Annotated in this window: 16 protein-coding genes; 15 read left to right on the plus strand and 1 reads right to left on the minus strand. The window is 61.0% G+C overall.

The annotated features are described in order from the left end of the window. The first annotated feature begins 675 nt into the window (after positions 1-675). From ACFOFO_RS06910 to ACFOFO_RS06935, 6 genes are all read left to right on the plus strand, one after another. Complete coding sequence (locus ACFOFO_RS06910) at positions 676-2,301, plus strand: GMC family oxidoreductase (protein WP_390331226.1); 1,626 nt, start codon at positions 676-678, stop codon at positions 2,299-2,301. Positions 2,302-2,517: 216 nt separating this feature from the next. Beyond that, entirely contained in the window at positions 2,518-3,288 is a 771-nt protein-coding gene (locus tag ACFOFO_RS06915; RefSeq protein WP_390331228.1) for an ABC transporter ATP-binding protein, read from the plus strand. Next, a complete protein-coding gene (locus tag ACFOFO_RS06920) occupies positions 3,288-3,998 on the plus strand; it encodes an ABC transporter ATP-binding protein (protein ID WP_390321542.1) in 711 nt (236 codons plus the stop codon). The genes ACFOFO_RS06915 and ACFOFO_RS06920 overlap by 1 nt, the downstream gene beginning before the upstream one ends. A gap of 71 nt (positions 3,999-4,069) precedes the next feature. After that, positions 4,070-5,278 (plus strand): ABC transporter substrate-binding protein, encoded by a 1,209-nt coding sequence (locus ACFOFO_RS06925; RefSeq protein ID WP_390321540.1) that lies wholly within the window; start codon positions 4,070-4,072, stop codon positions 5,276-5,278. 111 nt (positions 5,279-5,389) lie between these two features. Then, positions 5,390-6,274, plus strand: a complete 885-nt coding sequence (locus ACFOFO_RS06930; protein ID WP_390331229.1) for a branched-chain amino acid ABC transporter permease — start codon at positions 5,390-5,392, stop codon at positions 6,272-6,274. Between the two features lie 167 nt (positions 6,275-6,441). Further along, the gene (locus tag ACFOFO_RS06935) at positions 6,442-7,413 is read left to right on the plus strand and encodes a branched-chain amino acid ABC transporter permease (RefSeq protein WP_390321538.1); all 972 of its coding nucleotides are present in this window, start codon (positions 6,442-6,444) and stop codon (positions 7,411-7,413) included. A 266-nt stretch (positions 7,414-7,679) separates the two neighbouring features. On the opposite strand, the gene ACFOFO_RS06940 is transcribed toward ACFOFO_RS06935, so the two are convergent. Continuing rightward, complete coding sequence (locus tag ACFOFO_RS06940) at positions 7,680-8,849, minus strand: iron-containing alcohol dehydrogenase (protein WP_390321535.1); 1,170 nt, start codon at positions 8,847-8,849, stop codon at positions 7,680-7,682. A gap of 265 nt (positions 8,850-9,114) precedes the next feature. Here ACFOFO_RS06940 and ACFOFO_RS06945 point away from each other — a divergent pair, with 265 nt between their 5' ends. From ACFOFO_RS06945 to atpB, 9 genes are all read left to right on the plus strand, one after another. After that, entirely contained in the window at positions 9,115-9,876 is a 762-nt protein-coding gene (locus ACFOFO_RS06945) for a TSUP family transporter (protein ID WP_390321533.1), read from the plus strand. Positions 9,877-10,145: 269 nt separating this feature from the next. Continuing rightward, a complete protein-coding gene (gene mnmG, locus ACFOFO_RS06950) occupies positions 10,146-12,131 on the plus strand; it encodes a tRNA uridine-5-carboxymethylaminomethyl(34) synthesis enzyme MnmG (protein ID WP_390321529.1) in 1,986 nt (661 codons plus the stop codon). After that, positions 12,128-12,793, plus strand: a complete 666-nt coding sequence (rsmG, locus tag ACFOFO_RS06955) for a 16S rRNA (guanine(527)-N(7))-methyltransferase RsmG (protein WP_390321527.1) — start codon at positions 12,128-12,130, stop codon at positions 12,791-12,793. The genes mnmG and rsmG overlap by 4 nt, the downstream gene beginning before the upstream one ends. Positions 12,794-12,911: 118 nt before the next feature. After that, positions 12,912-13,682 carry a ParA family protein gene (locus ACFOFO_RS06960; protein WP_390331231.1) on the plus strand — a complete coding sequence of 257 codons (771 nt, stop codon included), beginning with the start codon at positions 12,912-12,914 and terminating at the stop codon, positions 13,680-13,682. Between the two features lie 37 nt (positions 13,683-13,719). Continuing rightward, positions 13,720-14,613 carry a ParB/RepB/Spo0J family partition protein gene (locus tag ACFOFO_RS06965; RefSeq protein WP_390321525.1) on the plus strand — a complete coding sequence of 298 codons (894 nt, stop codon included), beginning with the start codon at positions 13,720-13,722 and terminating at the stop codon, positions 14,611-14,613. An 87-nt stretch (positions 14,614-14,700) separates the two neighbouring features. Then, positions 14,701-15,474: a GNAT family N-acetyltransferase gene (locus ACFOFO_RS06970; RefSeq protein WP_390331233.1), complete on the plus strand. Its 774-nt coding sequence runs from the start codon at positions 14,701-14,703 to the stop codon at positions 15,472-15,474. 24 nt (positions 15,475-15,498) lie between these two features. Continuing rightward, positions 15,499-16,071 (plus strand): RBBP9/YdeN family alpha/beta hydrolase, encoded by a 573-nt coding sequence (locus ACFOFO_RS06975; protein ID WP_390321521.1) that lies wholly within the window; start codon positions 15,499-15,501, stop codon positions 16,069-16,071. 162 nt (positions 16,072-16,233) lie between these two features. Beyond that, positions 16,234-16,578 carry an ATP synthase subunit I gene (locus tag ACFOFO_RS06980; RefSeq protein ID WP_390331235.1) on the plus strand — a complete coding sequence of 115 codons (345 nt, stop codon included), beginning with the start codon at positions 16,234-16,236 and terminating at the stop codon, positions 16,576-16,578. Then, the gene (atpB, locus tag ACFOFO_RS06985) at positions 16,575-17,399 is read left to right on the plus strand and encodes a F0F1 ATP synthase subunit A (protein ID WP_390321517.1); all 825 of its coding nucleotides are present in this window, start codon (positions 16,575-16,577) and stop codon (positions 17,397-17,399) included. The genes ACFOFO_RS06980 and atpB overlap by 4 nt, the downstream gene beginning before the upstream one ends. Positions 17,400-17,460: the final 61 nt, after the last annotated feature.

Here is a 17,460-nt window from a genome sequence, read left to right on the forward strand (position 1 = left end):
TAATAGTAGTAAACGTCGTCGTTTTCGGTGGATAAGTCTCTATTCTTGTTTGATATCAATTGCTTGCAGGGTGTACAAGTCCTGAGTGACGGTTGTATGGTTCCCGAATAGGTTCTGGACAAAAATAAACAGGGAAAGCTATTCACGGTTTGCCCACAATACATCCTGTGGATATCAAGAGACTTATCCACAGCTCAATAATGTTTTATAGGGATCAAACAGGTTGTACGGCAGAAAAATTGACCTGGCCTTGAACTTGATGCTGCGGCTGGAATGATGCTGATAGGCTAAACGATGGGTAGTCATGACGATCTGATTGCAGCGATCAATGATGTCGATGGGCGCCGATACCGGGTGCAGCGGCGGGTTTTCCGGTGGTTCAGTTCTTTATTTAGTTTATATATATATGTTTAGTAGTAATAGATAAGGCAGGGCAGTTTCCGTGGATAATCGGATAAAGCTTATTGAAATCAGGCACTTGCAAGATGGATAAGGCCTGAATAATCGGCGTATCTGTGCTGCATGAGTTCTGCACAAATATTTGGGAGGTGAACATATCCTTCCTTGCCCACATATTGGTCTGCGGATATCCACAGGTTTATCCACAGCGCGGCAGGGCAGTATGATGAGCTTCCGTCAGCAACGCTGCGTCAACCAGCCATCAATAGAGGAGCCATGGAATCTGCAGGCAAATATGATTACATCGTCATCGGCGGCGGCACTGCCGGCTGTGTATTGGCGAATCGGCTGACGCAGGACAGCGAGGTCAGCGTGCTGCTGATCGAGGCCGGTGGCAAGGACGACTACCTGTGGATTCATATCCCGGTCGGTTACCTGTACTGCATTGACAACCCGCGCACCGACTGGCGCTTTCGCACCGAGCCCGAGGCCGGCCTGAACGGGCGCAGCCTGTTGTATCCGCGCGGCAAGGTATTGGGCGGTTGTTCATCGATCAACGGCATGATCTATATGCGCGGGCAGGCGCGCGATTATGATGGCTGGGCCGAGTTGACCGGCGATGCGTCCTGGCGCTGGGACAATGTGTTGCCGTTATTCAAGAAGAGTGAAGATTATTACCACGGTGCCGACGCCTCGCACGGCAGCGGCGGTGAATTGCGGGTCGAAAAACAGCGGTTGTCATGGGAAATTCTCGATGCGTTCCGGATCGCTGCGGCCGAAACTGGCATCCCGAACAGCGATGATTTCAATCGCGGCGATAACGAAGGCTGCGGTTATTTCGATGTCAATCAAAAGCGCGGCATCCGCTGGAACGCGTCAAAGGCATTTCTGAAGCCGGCCGCGCACCGCGCCAATCTGGAAATCATGACCGGTTGCCAGGTGCGGCGGCTGATCATTGCACAGGGCGAACAGGGCGCGGTGTGCCGGGGCGTCGAATTTGTCGGCGGCGGCAAGGAATGGCAGGCCGAAGCCACGCGCGAAACCTTGCTGGCGGCCGGCGCCATCGGCAGTCCGCAGATCCTGCAGCTGTCCGGCATCGGGCCCGCCGCGCTATTGCAGCAGCATGGCATCGACGTGGTGATGGAGATGCCGGGTGTGGGCGCTAACTTGCAGGACCACTTGCAGATTCGTTCATCGTTCAAGATCAGCGGCGCCAAGACCCTGAACATGATCACCAACAGCTGGTTCGGCAAGGCCAGCATCGGTCTTGAATATGCGCTGTTCCAAAGCGGCCCGCTGTCGATGGCGCCGTCGCAACTGGGCGCCTTTACCAAATCCGATCCGGCTCAGACCAGCGCCAATCTGGAATACCATGTGCAGCCGCTGTCGCTCGATAAATTCGGCGACCCGCTGCATGATTTCCCGGCCTTCACCGCCAGCGTCTGCAATTTGCGCCCGACCTCGCGCGGCCAGGTGCGGATCGCCTCCGGTGATCCGATGGCGGCGCCGAAGATCGCGCCGAACTACCTGAGCACCGCCGCCGACCGGCAGATCGCTGCGGTATCGCTGACGCAGACGCGTCGCATCGTGGCGGCGCCGGCGCTGAAAAAATATGCACCGCAGGAAATGAAACCAGGCGCGCAATTCCAGACCGACGAAGAACTGGCGCGTGCCGCCGGCGATATCGGCACCACGATCTTTCATCCGGTCGGGACCTGCAAGATGGGCCGCGCCGACGATCCGATGGCGGTGGTCGATAGCCAGTTGCGGGTCAGGGGAGTGGCCGGTCTGCGCGTGGTCGATGCGTCGGTGATGCCGACCATTACCTCGGGCAATACCAATGCGCCGACCATCATGATTGCCGAGAAGGGGGCGCTGGCAATACGGGCCGCCCGCGCTTGAGTCTTGATCCGCGCGCGGATCTCGGGTAAAAGCTTGATTACATATTAATATTCATGCCGAATTCGCCTTGATCGGCGGCGCAGGGGATTCTACGTATTGCAAGCGCGCTTTCAGTCTGTGTATTATCAGAAAAACATGCAACAAAAAATGCAATAAAAAAACGGGTAATTACCACCAGTAACCTACCGGTAATAAGAACAGCGAGAGGGAGACCCGATGACCGATGTCATCCTGGAGACGCGACAGCTGACCAAGGAGTTCAAGGGGTTTACTGCCGTCAGTGAGGTAAACCTGCGCGTGCAGCGCGGCCATATCCATGCACTGATTGGCCCGAACGGCGCCGGCAAGACCACCTGCTTCAATCTGCTGACCAAATTCCTGGTGCCGACTGCGGGCCAGATCCTGTTCAATGGACGCGACATTACCGCGGCCCGCCCGGCCCAAATTGCGCGCCAGGGCATCATCCGCTCGTTCCAGATTTCCGCCGTATTTCCGCACCTGACGGTGCTGGAAAACGTGCGCATCGGCTTGCAGCGCACGCTCGGCACCTCGTTTCATTTCTGGAAGAGCGAAGCCAGCCTGAACCAGCTCAACGCGCGCGCGATGGACTTGCTGGCCCAGGTCGACCTGACCGAGTTCGCCGCTACCATCACCGCCGATCTGCCGTATGGACGCAAACGCGCGCTCGAGATCGCCACTACGCTGGCGATGGAACCGGAGCTGATGCTGCTGGACGAACCGACCCAGGGCATGGGGCATGAAGATGTGCACCGGGTCACCGAACTGATCAAGAAGGTATCCGTGGGTCGCACCATCCTGATGGTCGAACACAACATGAACGTGGTGTCCGGCATCTGCGACAAGATCTCGGTGCTGCAGCGTGGCGCGATGCTGGCTGAAGGCAGCTACGCAGAAGTGTCAAACAACCCGTTGGTGATGGAGGCGTATATGGGCACCACCACAGGCGCGCTGGAAGGGGCGCATTGATGAGCGCCAAAGCCCTCGAAATCAGCCAGCTGCACGCCTGGTACGGCGAGTCGCACATCCTGCACGACGTCAACCTGGCAGTCGACCAGGGCGAGGTCGTGACCCTGCTCGGCCGCAATGGCGCCGGCCGCACCACCACGCTGCGCGCGATCATGGGCCTGACCGGCGCCCGCAAGGGTTCGATCAAGCTGAACGGCAAGGAGATCATCGACCTGCCGACCCACAAGATTGCGCATCACGGCATCGGCTACTGTCCGGAAGAACGCGGCATCTTTTCCTCGCTGTCGACCGAAGAAAACCTGCTGCTGCCGCCAGTGGTCTCGAACACCGACAAGGGCATGTCGGTCGAGGAAATCTACGACATGTTCCCGAACCTGAAAGAGCGCAGGAACAGCCAGGGCACGCGGCTGTCCGGCGGCGAGCAGCAGATGCTGGCGGTGGCCCGGATCCTGCGCACCGGCGCCCGCCTGCTGCTGCTGGATGAGATCTCGGAAGGGCTGGCGCCGGTCATCGTGCAGACGCTGGCGCGCATGATCACGACGCTCAAGGCCAAGGGCTACACGATCGTGATGGTGGAACAGAATTTCCGATTCGCGGCACCGCTGGCGGACCGGTTTTACGTGATGGAGCATGGTCAGATCGTCGAGACCTTTGCTGCATCCGAATTGAACGCCAAGATGCCGGTATTGCATACCTTGCTGGGCGTATGACTTTGCTGTTGAATTTTGCACACCTGCCTGGCTGGCTGTAACGCTAGCTTAACCTGCCTAAGGAAGACACCATGACACTGAAAAAAATCGCGCTCGCGGTTTCCGCCATTACTGCCTTCGGGTTTGCCGGCGCCGCGTCGGCGCAGATTTCCGGCGATGTGATCAAGATCGGCTTCATCACCGACATGTCCGGCGTGTATGCCGACATCGACGGCCCGGGCGGCGCGGAAGCGATCAAGATGGCGATCGCCGACATGGGCGGCATGATCAACGGTAAGAAGATCGAATTCGTGGTGGCCGACCATCAGAACAAGGCCGACATCGCCGCCAGCAAGGCGCGCGAATGGTTCGACCAGCAGGGCGTCGACATGCTGCTGGGCGGCACCAATTCCGGCACCAACCTGGCGATGGCGAAGATCGCCGCCGAAAAGAAGAAGCCCTTCATCTCGATCGGCGCCGGCTCGGCCCGCCTGACCAATGAAGACTGCACGCCGTACACCATTCATTATGCGTACGACACGGTGGCGCTGGCCAAGGGCACCGGCTCGGCAATCGTAAAGCAGGGCGGCAAATCGTGGTTCTTCCTGACCGCCGACTACGCATTCGGCGCGTCGCTGGAAAAAGATACGGCCGACGTCGTCAAGGCGAACGGCGGCAAGGTGCTGGGCGCGGTCAAGCATCCGCTGTCGGCCTCCGACTTCTCGTCCTTCCTGCTGCAGGCACAGTCTTCGAAGGCGCAGATCCTCGGACTGGCCAACGCCGGCGGCGACACCATCAATGCGATCAAGGCCGCCAACGAGTTTGGCGTTACCAAGACCATGAAGATGGCCGGCTTGCTGATGTTCATTAACGATATCCATTCGCTCGGCCTGAACCTGACTCAGGGCATGTACCTGACCGATGGCTGGTACTGGGATCAAAACGCCGAAACCCGCGCCTGGTCGAAGAAATATTTCGCCAAGATGAAGAAGGAACCGTCGATGTTGCAGGCGGGCGACTACTCGGCGGCGATGTTCTATCTGAACGCGGTCAAGACGGCCGGCACCGACGACGCCGACAAGGTGATAGCGCAGATGAAGAAGACCAAGGTCAATGACATGTTCGCCAAGAATGGCGTGATCCGTCCGGACGGTCGCATGGTGCACGACATGTATTTGATGGAAGTGAAGAAACAGTCGGAATCGAAATACCCTTGGGATTACTACAAGGTGGCGCAGACGATTCCAGGCGACCAGGCGTTTACCTCGAAGGCCGAATCGAAGTGTTCGCTGTGGAAGTAAGCCTGAGCTAACCGGCACCAGGCCGTATCGGCGGCGTGCCATACTCGGTGCGCCGCCTGTTTGCTGGTCCTATTTGTAGCGCTCACACTCTGCTCATTATCTGATACAGCCATGGAAATATTCGGCGTTCCCCTGCAAGCGATGCTCAGCCAGCTGTTGCTGGGTTTGGTCAACGGCTCGTTCTATGCGATGCTGTCGCTCGGCCTGGCGGTCATCTTCGGCCTGCTCAACGTGATCAATTTTTCGCATGGCGCGTTATACATGATGGGCGCGTTCCTGGCGTGGATGGGGCTGAATTATTTCGGCCTCAATTACTGGGTGATGCTGGTGGCGGCGCCGCTGCTGGTCGGTGGGTTCGGCATCGTGATTGAAAAGACCATGCTGCGCTGGCTGTACAAGCTCGATCATCTGTATGGTCTGCTGCTGACCTTCGGCATCACGCTGATGCTGGAAGGCTTGTTCCGCTCCTTTTACGGCGTGTCGGGCCAGCCGTATTCGGTCCCTGACGCGCTCGCCGGCGCGACCGACCTCGGGTTCATGATCCTGCCCAATTATCGCGCCTGGGTCGTTCTGGCGTCGCTGCTGGTCTGTTTCGCGACCTGGTTCGTGATCGAGAAGACCAAACTCGGCGCCTACCTGCGCGCCGGCACCGAAAACCCGAAACTGGTGGAAGCCTTCGGCATCAACGTGCCGCGCATGGTAACGCTGACCTACGGCTTCGGCGTTGCGCTGGCGGCCTTTGCCGGGGTGCTGGCGGCGCCGGTGATCCAGGTCTCACCGCTGATGGGCTCGAACCTGATCATCACGGTGTTCGCGGTGGTGGTGATCGGCGGCATGGGCTCGATCATGGGCTCGATCCTGACCGGTCTCGGGCTCGGCGTGATCGAAGGCCTGACCCGCGTGTTCTACCCGGAGTTGTCGGCCACGGTGGTGTTCATCATCATGGCGATCGTGCTGATGATCCGGCCGGCCGGGCTGTTCGGCAAGGAAAAATAGGACTCTGCCGGTCGCACCGGAGTGATATCGGTTGATCAAGGTAACAACGCAAAACGGTCGTCCCAGCGCACGCTGGGACCCAGCGGCGTATCTGGTCAACCGAAGCGGCCGAGCAGGCATATTAAGCAAACAAGGCATTGAGCGAGTATCAAACGGAGCACCAGAAAATGAATAAAAAAATCGGTTACGGCATCGCCCTCATCTTGCTGTTGCTTGCGCCTTTTGGCCTGTATCCGGTGTTCCTGATGAAGCTGCTGTGCTTCGCGCTGTTTGCCTGCGCGTTCAATTTGCTGATCGGTTTTACCGGCCTGCTGTCGTTCGGCCACGCCGCGTTTTTCGGCGGCGCCGGCTATATCGCCGGCTATGCGCTGCGCTCGCTCGGGCTGCCGATGGAACTGGGCCTGTTGCTCGGGACCGCGACCGGCGCGCTGATCGGGTTGGTGATGGGGATGCTGGCGATCCGGCGCCAGGGCATTTATTTCACGATGATCACGCTGGCGCTGGCCCAGATGATTTATTTCCTGTGTCTGCAGCTGCGGTTTACCGGCGGCGAGGATGGCCTGCAAAGCGTGCCGCGCGGCAAGCTGCTGGGCATGGTGAGCCTGGACAACGATCTGATCCTGTACTACCTGGTACTGGCGATCGCAGTGGCGGGATTCGCGCTGATCGTGCGCGTGGTGCACTCGCCTTTTGGCCAGGTACTGAAAGCCATCAAGGAAAACGAGCCGCGCGCGATCTCGCTCGGCTATGACGTCGATAAGTACAAGCTGCTGGCGTTCGTGCTGTCGGCCGCGCTGGCCGGTCTGGCCGGCTCGACCAAGACCCTGGTGCTGGGCTTCGAGACGCTGACCGACGTGCACTGGACCATGTCCGGGCTGGTGGTGCTGATGACGCTGGCGGGCGGTCTGGGCACGTTGGTGGGCCCGATCGTCGGTGCAGTGCTGATCATCGCGCTGGAGAACAAGCTCGGTGACCTGGGTAGCTGGCTGGCCAGCAGTACCGGGGTCGAATGGTTCAACACCATCGGCGAATCGGTCACGATCGTCACTGGCTTCATCTTCATCGTGTGCGTGCTGCTGTTCCGGCGCGGCATCGTTGGCGAGATCGTGGCTTTGCAACAGCGGCTGAGCCGGCGCTAAGGCTGGCCGCGCGCCTCGATAGTTGCCCCGGCTCGGCGCCTGCATGGCTGAGCGGGCAGCAGCAGGCACCGGACGGTGTCGCAGCTGGCCGTGATGTAGGGCTCGCGTTAGGCTCCGTCAACGCTAGCCATTCGTTCTAACTATTCTCCGAGCATCCATCAAGCCAGATGTCTATGGGGAGTATTGGCCTAAAACACCATTCTTCCCCTCAGTTTCATTGCCGCTTTAAAAATACTGGTCCTAGTATATTTTCCACCGAAAGATAGCTACAGCGCCGCCGCATAAATCGCATGCGCATCGGCCCGGGTCAGCTCGCGCGGATTATTGCCGAGCAGGCGGGTCTGCAGCATCGCATCATCAGCCAGCCGCTCCAGGTCGGCCGCGCCGATGCCGACCTCGCGCAGCCGGGTGGCGATCCCGACCCGTTGCGCAATCCGTTCCATCGCGGCAATCAAGGCTTCGCTGCGGGCTTCGGTGCTACCTGACGCCGACGGTGCGACGATCGCGGCCAGCTCCGCATAATGGCCGGCCGCAACCGGCGCATTGAAGCGCAGCACATGCGGCAGCACCAGCGAGTTGCTCAGTCCGTGCGGCACATGGAAGTGCCCGCCGATCGGATAGGCCAGCGCATGCACTGCGGCCACCGGCGCATTGGCGAAGGCCTGGCCGGCCAGCATCGCGCCCAGCAACATCGCCTGGCGCGCGGCCAGATTGCGGCCGTCCTCGCAGGCGGTGATCAGGTTGGCCGACAGCAGGCTCAAAGCCTGGCGCGCCAGCATATCCGACAGCGGATTTTTCTTCAGCTTGCTGGTATACGCCTCGATCGCATGCACCATCGCGTCGATGCCGGTGGCGGCCGTGGTTTTCGGCGGCAGCCCGAGTGTCAGTTCGGCATCGAGCACCGCCAGATCGGCATTCAGCTGCGGCGCCACCACCCCCATCTTGGCGGTGGCGCCGGTGGTGACAATCGCGATCGGCGTGACTTCGGAGCCGGTACCGGCGGTGGTCGGGATCTGCACCAGCGGCAGCCGGCTGCCACTCACGTTGCCGATGCCGTAGATCGCCGCCAGCGCTTGCGTGCCCGGCGTCAGCACCGCGATCAGCTTGGCGACATCCATCGAGCTGCCGCCGCCGAGCCCGATCACCAGGTCGATCCCGGTCGCGCGGGCATCGGCCACCGCCTGCAACACCACCGCTTCGGGCGGGTCGGCCAACACGTCGGAAAAGATCGTGACCGTGAATTGTTCGGCTTCCAGGCTGTCGATCACCGGCTGGACCAAACCGGTGCCCAGGAAACCGGCATCGGTCACCAGCAGCACGCGCTTCGCCACGGTACCGAATTGCTGGCGCAACTGGCGGCCGAGCTGGCGACTCGCGCCCGGTGCGCAGATGATGTTGGGAACGGTGCTGAAGCTGAATCCGGCTGGCTCGGTCATGATATTTTTCCTCGTGGTTTGTCGCTGCGAATGGGTCATGCTGAGGGTAATGCGTGAGGGCAATGCGTGAGGGCAATGCGTGAGGGCAATGCTTGATGGCGGGCAAGGGTAGAATACCGGCTTGCCTAGCTTCTGCCGGCGATCATCCGAGCCGCCAGCTGGCCAACCGCCTATCCCGACCGCGAAATGCCAAAATTCTTGTCCGATTCCTTGCCCGACTTCCGCATGGCCCAGGCGGTCTGCCTGATCGCGTGGTGCAACTAGTATGGCCGATTATTTGATACTTGGTGTGGCCGCCTTGCTGGCCGGTCTGATCGATGCGGTGGTCGGCGGTGGTGGCCTGGTCCAGGTTCCGGCGCTGTTTTCGATCCTGCCGAACGTGGTGCCGGCGACCCTGTTTGGTACCAACAAGCTGGCCAGCGTCTGGGGTACCAGCGTGGCGGCGGTCAGTTATGCGCGCCGGGTCCGGATGGAGTGGGGCACCGCGCTGCCGGCGGCGGCGGCCGCGTTCGCGCTATCCTTCCTCGGCGCTTACACCGTGACGCAGGTATCGTCCGATTTCCTGCGCAAGTTATTGCCCTTTGTGCTGTGCGCGGTGGCACTCTACACCTTAAAGAAGAAGGACTTCGGCAGCACCCACGCGCCGGTGCATGATGGTTGGCGACAGCGGCTGGTTGCGATGCTAATCGGCGCCAGCATCGGATTCTATGACGGCTTCTTCGGCCCGGGCACCGGCAGCTTCCTGGTATTCCTGTTCGTGCGGGTATCCGGCTTCGACTTCATGAGCGCATCGGCGGCATCGAAAGTCGTCAATATCGCGACCAATGTCGCGGCCTTGCTGTGGTTCGGCTATAGCGGCCACGTGATCTGGCAGATCGGACTGATGATGGCAGTCAGTAATGTGGCTGGCTCGCTGATCGGCAGCCGATTGGCGATCAAGCATGGCACCGGTTTTGTGCGGGTGCTGTTCCTGGTAGTGGTGTCGGCGTTGATCCTGAAGACCGGCTATGACGGTTTCGTTAAATAATGTTCCATGTGAAACAATGCAGTACGGACTCAGTTGGCGGCGCTTAATATGTTCCACGTGAAACAATGCTGGGCGATCTTGTTTGGCCGCGCGCAATGTGTTTCACGTGAAACACATCTGCGGCAATTTCGACCGGAATTTCGGATGCGGGTCCAGATCAGGTCCGGATCGGGTCGAAAAGACTTTATAATCTCGCCTTGCTGAGCGTTATTGCTGCGTTCTTGCAGGATCATTGCTGCGTTGTTGTTGAGTAATCGCCAGGGCGAATCATGTTATTTCCTACCGAATTTGATGTCATTGTGATTGGTGGCGGCCATGCCGGCACCGAGGCCGCGCTCGCGGCCGCCCGCATGGGCCAGAAGACACTGTTGCTGACGCATAATATCGAGACCCTGGGCCAGATGTCTTGCAATCCCTCGATCGGCGGCATCGGCAAGGGCCACCTGGTGAAAGAGGTCGACGCGATGGGCGGCGCGATGGCGATCGCGACCGACGAAGCCGGCATCCAGTTCCGCATACTGAATTCTTCCAAGGGGCCGGCAGTCCGTGCCACCCGCGTCCAGGCCGACCGCATCCTGTATAAACAGGCGATCCGTTCGCGCCTCGAAAGCCAGCCCAATCTGTGGCTGTTCCAGCAGGCGGTCGATGACCTGATGCTGGAGGGCGAGCGGGTGGTCGGCGCGGTGACCCAGGTCGGCATCCGCTTCCGCGCGCGCGCGGTGGTGTTGACTGCGGGTACTTTTCTTGATGGCAAGATCCATGTTGGCCTGAATAACTATTCGGCAGGACGCGCCGGCGATCCCCCCGCGATATCGCTGTCGGCCCGGCTGAAGGAGCTGAAGTTGCCGCAAGGCCGGCTGAAGACCGGCACCCCGCCGCGCATCGATGGTCGCAGCGTCGATTTTTCGGTGATGGAAGAGCAGCCCGGCGATCTCGATCCGATCCCGGTGTTTTCGGTGATGGGGTCAAGCGCGCTGCATCCACGGCAGTTGCCGTGCTGGGTCACCCACACCAACGAGCGTACCCACGACATCATCCGCGCCGGACTCGATCGCAGTCCGATGTATACCGGCGTGATCGAAGGCGTCGGCCCGCGCTACTGCCCGTCGATCGAAGACAAGATCCACCGCTTCGCCAGCAAGAATTCGCACCAGATCTTCATGGAGCCGGAAGGCCTGACCACCAACGAGTTCTATCCGAACGGGATCTCGACCAGTCTGCCGTTCGACGTGCAGCTGGCGCTGGTGCGCTCGATGCGCGGCATGGAAAATGCGCACATCCTGCGCCCCGGCTATGCGATCGAATACGATTACTTCGATCCGCGCGAATTAAAAGCATCGCTGGAAACCAAGGCGGTGCAGGGCCTGTTCTTCGCCGGCCAGATCAACGGCACCACCGGCTACGAAGAAGCCGCGGCACAGGGCATGTTGGCCGGCCTGAGCGCGGCGCTGCAGACCCAGGGCAGGGATGCCTGGACCCCGCGCCGCGACGAGGCTTATCTCGGGGTGCTGGTCGACGATCTGGTCACGCAGGGGGTGCAGGAGCCGTACCGGATGTTTACCAGTCGCGCCGAATACCGGCTGAGCCTGCGCGAAGACAATGCCGACATGCGACTGACCGAAATCGGACGCCGCCTCGGCTGTGTCGGCGATGCACAATGGGCGGCCTTCGAACAAAAACGCGAGGCGGTCGCGCGCGAGCTGGAGCGCTTGAAATCGACCTGGGTCAATCCGCGCATGCTGTCCGCCGCCGAATCGGAGCGCGTGCTGGGCCAGGCGATCGAGCGCGAATATTCGCTGGCCGATCTGCTGCGTCGGCCGAATATCCGGTACGACAACCTGATCGGCCTGACCGGCAGCGATGGCGCGAACCTGGGCGGCCCCGGTGTGGCAGCGCCCGAGGTCAGGGAGCAGGTCGAGATCCAGCTCAAGTACGCCGGCTACATCGAGCGTCAGGCCAAGGAAGTCGAGCGTCACGAGCATTATGAAAACCTGAAGCTGCCGGCCGATTTCGATTACCTCGAGGTCGGCGCGCTGTCGATGGAAGTGCGGCAGAAGTTGCACAAGCAACGTCCCGAAACGCTGGGCCAGGCCTCGCGCATCTCGGGCGTCACGCCGGCCGCGATCTCGCTATTGCTGGTGCATCTGAAAAAGCGCGGTATCACCAGTTTTGCTGCACTCCAGAGTGCGGACGTGAATGCGGACATGGGCGTGGACGTGACCGCGGACCTGAGAGACATGGCAGCGCCGCAATGAGGCCATTCGAGCTTGACCGTCAGGCGCTGGCCGCGACCCTGAGGCAGGGCGCCGATGTGCTCGGCCTTGACCTGAACGATGCGCAGTTGGCCCGGTTGCTGGACTACCTGGCGCTACTGGTCAAGTGGAACGCGGTCTACAACCTGACCGCGGTGCGCGACCCGGCGCAGATGGTGGTGCAGCATCTGCTCGACACCTTGGCCGTGGTGCCGGCCTTCGCCGGCGCCCGCAACGTGCTCGATGTCGGCGCCGGCGGCGGCCTGCCCGGCATCGTGCTGGCGATCGCTTGCCCTGATATGCGGGTCGCGCTGATCGACACCGTGCACAAGAAAACCGCGTTCCTGACCCAGGTCAAGGCCGAGCTCGGCTTGTCCAACGTCACCGTCTACACGGCGCGCGTCGAGCAGTTGCAGGTCGCCGAAAAGTTCGACGTGATCACCTCGCGCGCGTTTGCCGAGCTGGCCGATTTCGTCAACTGGTCGGGCCATCTGTTGGCCGACGGCGGTCATTTCGTCGCGCTCAAGGGGGTCGCGCCAGCGGACGAGATCGCGCGGCTGCCGGCCGGCTGGGCGGTGCGTGAACTGCAGGCCTTGCAGGTGCCGGGCTTGCAGGCTGAACGCCACCTGGTGTTCGTCGCCAGAACGATGGACCAGGCAGTATAAAGGCAATAGCAACGGTATTCATGCGGAATCTGGCAGTTAGTTAGGGAGTATTGTAGTCGCGCGCTTCGTTTCGGAGCATCAGTGTCATCATGATCATCACCAACTGAACAATAAAAACATGGCCAAAATTTTCTGCGTTGCGAATCAAAAGGGCGGTGTCGGCAAGACCACCACCACCGTCAATCTCGCGGCCGGACTGGCCATGCTCAAGCAGCGCGTGCTGCTGGTCGATCTCGACCCGCAGGGCAATGCGACGATGGGCGCCGGCATCAACAAGGCGACGCTGACGGCATCGATTTACGAGGTACTGCTCGGCATGTCGGACGTGAAGACGGCGCGCCTGACCTCGGACACCGGCAAGTTTGACGTGCTGCCGGCCAATCGCGAACTGGCCGGCGCCGAGGTCGAGATGGTCGAGCTGGAACGGCGCGAGACGCGCCTCAAGGACGCGCTGGCGACAGTCGCCGACGACTACGATTTCGTGCTGATCGATTGTCCGCCGGCGCTGTCGATGCTGACCCTGAACGGACTGTGCGCGGCGAACGGCGTGATCATCCCGATGCAGTGCGAATACTATGCGCTGGAAGGCCTGTCCGACCTGGTCAACACGATCAAGAAGGTGCACGCCAACCTGAACCCGGACCTGAAGATCATCGGCCTGCTGCGGGTCATGTTCGACCCGCGCATGACGCTGTCGCAGCAAGTCTCGGCGCAGCTGGAGCAGCATTTCGGCGACAAGGTATTCAAGACCATCATCCCGCGCAATGTGCGTCTGGCCGAAGCGCCGTCCTACGGTGTGCCGGGCGTCTGCTTCGACGCTGCGTCGAAAGGCGCGCAGGCGTATATCAATTTCGGCGCTGAAATGGTCGAGCGGATCAAGACAATTTAAGGGAGGCCGGAACGGCTTCTTCGAACAAGGAAAAGACATGGTGACCAAAAAATCCAAGGGCCTCGGCCGCGGCCTCGACGCCTTGCTGGGCGGCTCCTCGACCGACTTTCTCGACAACGCACCGGCGTTGGCGGGCGCGCCGTCGAGCCTGTCGGTGCTGCAGCTGCAGGCCGGCAAATACCAGCCGCGCACCCGGATGGACGAGGGCGCGCTAAACGAGCTGGCGGCGTCGATCAAGGCCCAGGGCGTGATGCAGCCGATCCTGGTGCGCCCGGTCGGCCACCACAATGGCTCCGGCATCCAGTACGAAATCATCGCCGGCGAACGTCGTTTCCGCGCGGCCCAGATCGCCGGGCTGGACCAGGTGCCGGTGCTGGTCAAGGACGTCGACGACCAGTCCGCCGCCGCGATGGCGCTGATCGAAAACATGCAGCGCGAAGACCTCAATCCGCTGGAAGAGGCGCAGGGCATCCATCGCCTGATCACCGATTTCAGCTTCACGCACGAGCAGGCGGCGGGCGCGGTCGGGCGCTCGCGCAGCGCGGTGTCGAACCTGCTGCGCCTGCTGAATCTGACGAAACCGGTGCAGACCATGCTGATGGCCGGCGACATCGACATGGGCCACGCGCGCGCCTTGCTCGGCGTCGACGCCGCGCAACAGATCGTGCTGGCCAACCAGGTGGTCGCGAAACGGATGTCGGTGCGCGAGGCCGAGAAGCTGGTGATCCGCGCCGGCAGCGAGCAGGGCGCGGCCAGCCAGCCGCGCGCCAAGGAAAAATCGCGCGACATCGCGCGGCTCGAAGAAGAACTGTCGGACCTGCTGGCGACCCAGGTGCAGTTCAAGATCGGCAGCAAGGGTCGCGGTCAGATGCTGATCGATTTCGCCGATCTCGACGCGCTGGACGGTCTGATCGCGCGTCTGCGCGATTAATGTTCAGTATATTAATAAACCTATTGACATCATTGCGAAGCAGTCGATGAAGGCGACGAACAGATCGGTCTGTTGCAAGCGCGGCAAATGACGCCGTTCGAGATTTACGCCGATTTCGCGGCCGATCGATGCCGCCGTCCGCTCGACGGATTCACGCTCGAGAGCGGGCCGCACCTGACCCGCTACACCGCGCTGCGGCCTGACATGGAAGGCTTCGTCACGTTTGCCAGCCTGCCGGGCGGTGAAGAGTTGGCGCAGATCCGCGCGCAGCCCAGCCATTTCGCTGCACTGGCGCAGCGCTTCGAATGGAAGGTTTACGCGCTGGATCAACCGGCCGGATTGCGCGGCTTGCTGGAGGCCGAAGGCTTTTGCGCCGGGCCAGACGAAGGGTTCATGGTGTTTCCGATCGATCCGCAATTCGTCGCGCCAACCATCAGTGCCGCCGCCGTGAGCGTGCGCCGGGTCGTCGATATCGCCGGCCTGCGCGACATCGTGGCAATCCAGGAACAAGTCTGGCAGCAGCCGTTTCCGTGGTTGCTGGATCAATTGACCGACACGCTCGCGCAGCAGTCGGACCAGTTCGCACTGTACTGCGCCTATCACGGCGCGCGCCCGGTCGGCAGCGGCTGGCTCGACCTGCCGCCCGGTTCGCGCTATGCCGAACTGCACGGCGGCGCGGTGCTGCCGGAGATGCGGCAGCAGGGCATTTACGCCCGACTGTTCGACGCCCGATTGGCGCACGCAGCGCAGCGCGGGATTCCGTTCTTTGCCGTCGATGCGTCGCCGATGAGCCGGCCGATTCTGGAGCGGCGCGGTTTCGTCCATGTATGTAATACTTATCCGATGCGCAAGCCAACCTGAACTCATCATCCTGCCTCATTCATTATGCCGCCCGCCAATCCCACGGCCACCGCGCCCGCTATCCTGATCCTGCCCGGCTTGTTCGACTCCGACGACGACCATTGGCAATCGCTGTGGGATACCAGTTTGCCGCATGCGCGCCGGGTGGTGCAGCGGGACTGGATGGAGCCGCGCCGCGCCGATTGGCTGGCGACACTCGACGCCGCAATCAATGACGCCAGCGCCGAAGGAGCGGTGGTGCTGGCCGCGCACAGCCTCGGTTGCGCGCTGGTGGTGCACTGGGCCAGCCAGCACCCCGCGGCCGCAGCCAGGCTCAAGGGCGCGCTGCTGGTGGCGCCGGCCGACGTCGAGCGCGCCGACTTCCCCGACTTTGTGCATGGTTTTGCACCGATGCCGCGCGGCCGGCTGCCGTTTCGAACCATCGTGGTCGCGTCCAGCGACGATCCATGGTGCGAATTATCAACGGCGCAAGCCCGGGCCGCCGGCTGGGGCGCAGAATTCCACGACATCGGACCGCACGGCCATATCAACGCCGCAAGCGGCCTCGGCGACTGGCCGCAGGGCAAGGCCTGGCTGGCGAGCCTGGCTGCCGACTAAGCCCGTTCCCCCGCCCAACCGGTCGCACCAGACCGGGGCACTGTTGTTTGCAGTCCAGCAAGCGTTTGACGCCGACTGCGGCTAACCCTTATAATCCCGTGGTTTCCGAAATTGCGCCGCGTTCGTCGTCAGATCGCGCGGTTTGCACGACATTGGGGTGGTATGCTGCGCATCGTCCTCTTGCAACTCGCGACTACCGTCGTCGTTGCATGCATCGCCGGCCTGATCGCCGGTATCCCAGGATTTTGTTCCGCGCTACTCGGTGGTGCGTGTTGTGCGGTTCCGAATGCCTTTTTCGCGCTGCGCCTGTTTGCTGGAACACGCAAACCGGGCGGCGCCACACCGATGACCTTTTTCTTCGGTGAGTTTTTCAAGATTGCACTAACGATTGCGCTGATGGGAGCGGTCGTGTGGTTGTATCGCGAGTTGAACTGGCCGGCGTTTATCGTCGCGTTCATCGTGGTACTCAAAAGTTACATCATCTTATTGTTTAGACATCGACCATGAGCGCAGAAACGTTAGCCCCGACCCCGTCAGAATATATCGTCCATCATCTGGGCCATTTCTCGACCCATCACCAGGACAAGATCGTCGATTTCTCGGTCTGGAACATGGATACCATTTTCTGGTCCGTGTTTGCCGGCGTGCTCGGCTGCCTGCTGATGTATATCGCGGCGCGCAAGGCCACCGCCGGCGTGCCGGGCCGCTTCCAGTCGTTTGTCGAAATGATCGTGGAAATGGTCGAAGACCAGTCCAAGGCGATCATCGCGCACGGCGACCGCAGCTTCATCGCGCCGCTGGCACTGACCGTGTTCATCTGGGTCGCCCTGATGAACTCGCTCGACTTCCTGCCGGTCGACATGTTCGCGGCGCTGTTCCGCGCGGTAGGTCTGGACGGCGTGATTTCGCACCATCGCGTGGTGCCGACGGCCGACCTGAACGGCACCATGGGTATTGCGTTAGGCATGTTGGCTCTGGTGCTCTACTACAACGTCAAAATCAAGGGTTTGGGCGGCTGGTTACATGAGTTATGCGCAGCGCCTTTCGGCATCTATCTGCTGCCATTTAATGTTTTGTTGAACGTCATTGAATACATCGCTCGTACCGTATCGCTGGGTATGCGACTGTGGGGCAACATGTACGCAGGTGAATTGCTGTTCCTGCTGATCGCGCTGCTCGGTTCGGCCGCCACCGCTTTCGGTTTCGTCGGTCACGTGGTGGCCGGTTCGATGTGGGCAATCTTCCACATCCTGATCGTGTTGTTGCAAGCCTTCATTTTCATGATGCTGACCCTGGTCTACATCGGTCAGGCGCACGAATCTCACTAATTGCACTAGGCGCACCAACAGTACAAGTTTTGAAATTGCAGTAATGGTAGTAGCGTGTTTT

Origin of the sequence: Pseudundibacterium arcticum (genome assembly GCF_042646465.1) — a bacterium.
GTDB classification, from domain to species: Bacteria; Pseudomonadota; Gammaproteobacteria; order Burkholderiales; family Burkholderiaceae_D; genus Undibacterium_A; species Undibacterium_A arcticum.

Bases quoted from the DNA above. Each gene is read 5' to 3' on its own strand.
- ACFOFO_RS06910 (WP_390331226.1), top strand. From the start codon at position 676: ATGGAATCTGCAGGCAAATATGATTACATCGTCATCGGCGGCGGCACT.
- ACFOFO_RS06915 (WP_390331228.1), top strand. From the start codon at position 2,518: ATGACCGATGTCATCCTGGAGACGCGACAGCTGACCAAGGAGTTCAAG.
- ACFOFO_RS06920 (WP_390321542.1), top strand. From the start codon at position 3,288: ATGAGCGCCAAAGCCCTCGAAATCAGCCAGCTGCACGCCTGGTACGGC.
- ACFOFO_RS06925 (WP_390321540.1), top strand. From the start codon at position 4,070: ATGACACTGAAAAAAATCGCGCTCGCGGTTTCCGCCATTACTGCCTTC.
- ACFOFO_RS06930 (WP_390331229.1), top strand. From the start codon at position 5,390: ATGGAAATATTCGGCGTTCCCCTGCAAGCGATGCTCAGCCAGCTGTTG.
- ACFOFO_RS06935 (WP_390321538.1), top strand. From the start codon at position 6,442: ATGAATAAAAAAATCGGTTACGGCATCGCCCTCATCTTGCTGTTGCTT.
- ACFOFO_RS06940 (WP_390321535.1), bottom strand. From the start codon at position 8,849: ATGACCGAGCCAGCCGGATTCAGCTTCAGCACCGTTCCCAACATCATC.
- ACFOFO_RS06945 (WP_390321533.1), top strand. From the start codon at position 9,115: ATGGCCGATTATTTGATACTTGGTGTGGCCGCCTTGCTGGCCGGTCTG.
- mnmG (WP_390321529.1), top strand. From the start codon at position 10,146: ATGTTATTTCCTACCGAATTTGATGTCATTGTGATTGGTGGCGGCCAT.
- rsmG (WP_390321527.1), top strand. From the start codon at position 12,128: ATGAGGCCATTCGAGCTTGACCGTCAGGCGCTGGCCGCGACCCTGAGG.
- ACFOFO_RS06960 (WP_390331231.1), top strand. From the start codon at position 12,912: ATGGCCAAAATTTTCTGCGTTGCGAATCAAAAGGGCGGTGTCGGCAAG.
- ACFOFO_RS06965 (WP_390321525.1), top strand. From the start codon at position 13,720: ATGGTGACCAAAAAATCCAAGGGCCTCGGCCGCGGCCTCGACGCCTTG.
- ACFOFO_RS06970 (WP_390331233.1), top strand. From the start codon at position 14,701: ATGACGCCGTTCGAGATTTACGCCGATTTCGCGGCCGATCGATGCCGC.
- ACFOFO_RS06975 (WP_390321521.1), top strand. From the start codon at position 15,499: ATGCCGCCCGCCAATCCCACGGCCACCGCGCCCGCTATCCTGATCCTG.
- ACFOFO_RS06980 (WP_390331235.1), top strand. From the start codon at position 16,234: ATGCTGCGCATCGTCCTCTTGCAACTCGCGACTACCGTCGTCGTTGCA.
- atpB (WP_390321517.1), top strand. From the start codon at position 16,575: ATGAGCGCAGAAACGTTAGCCCCGACCCCGTCAGAATATATCGTCCAT.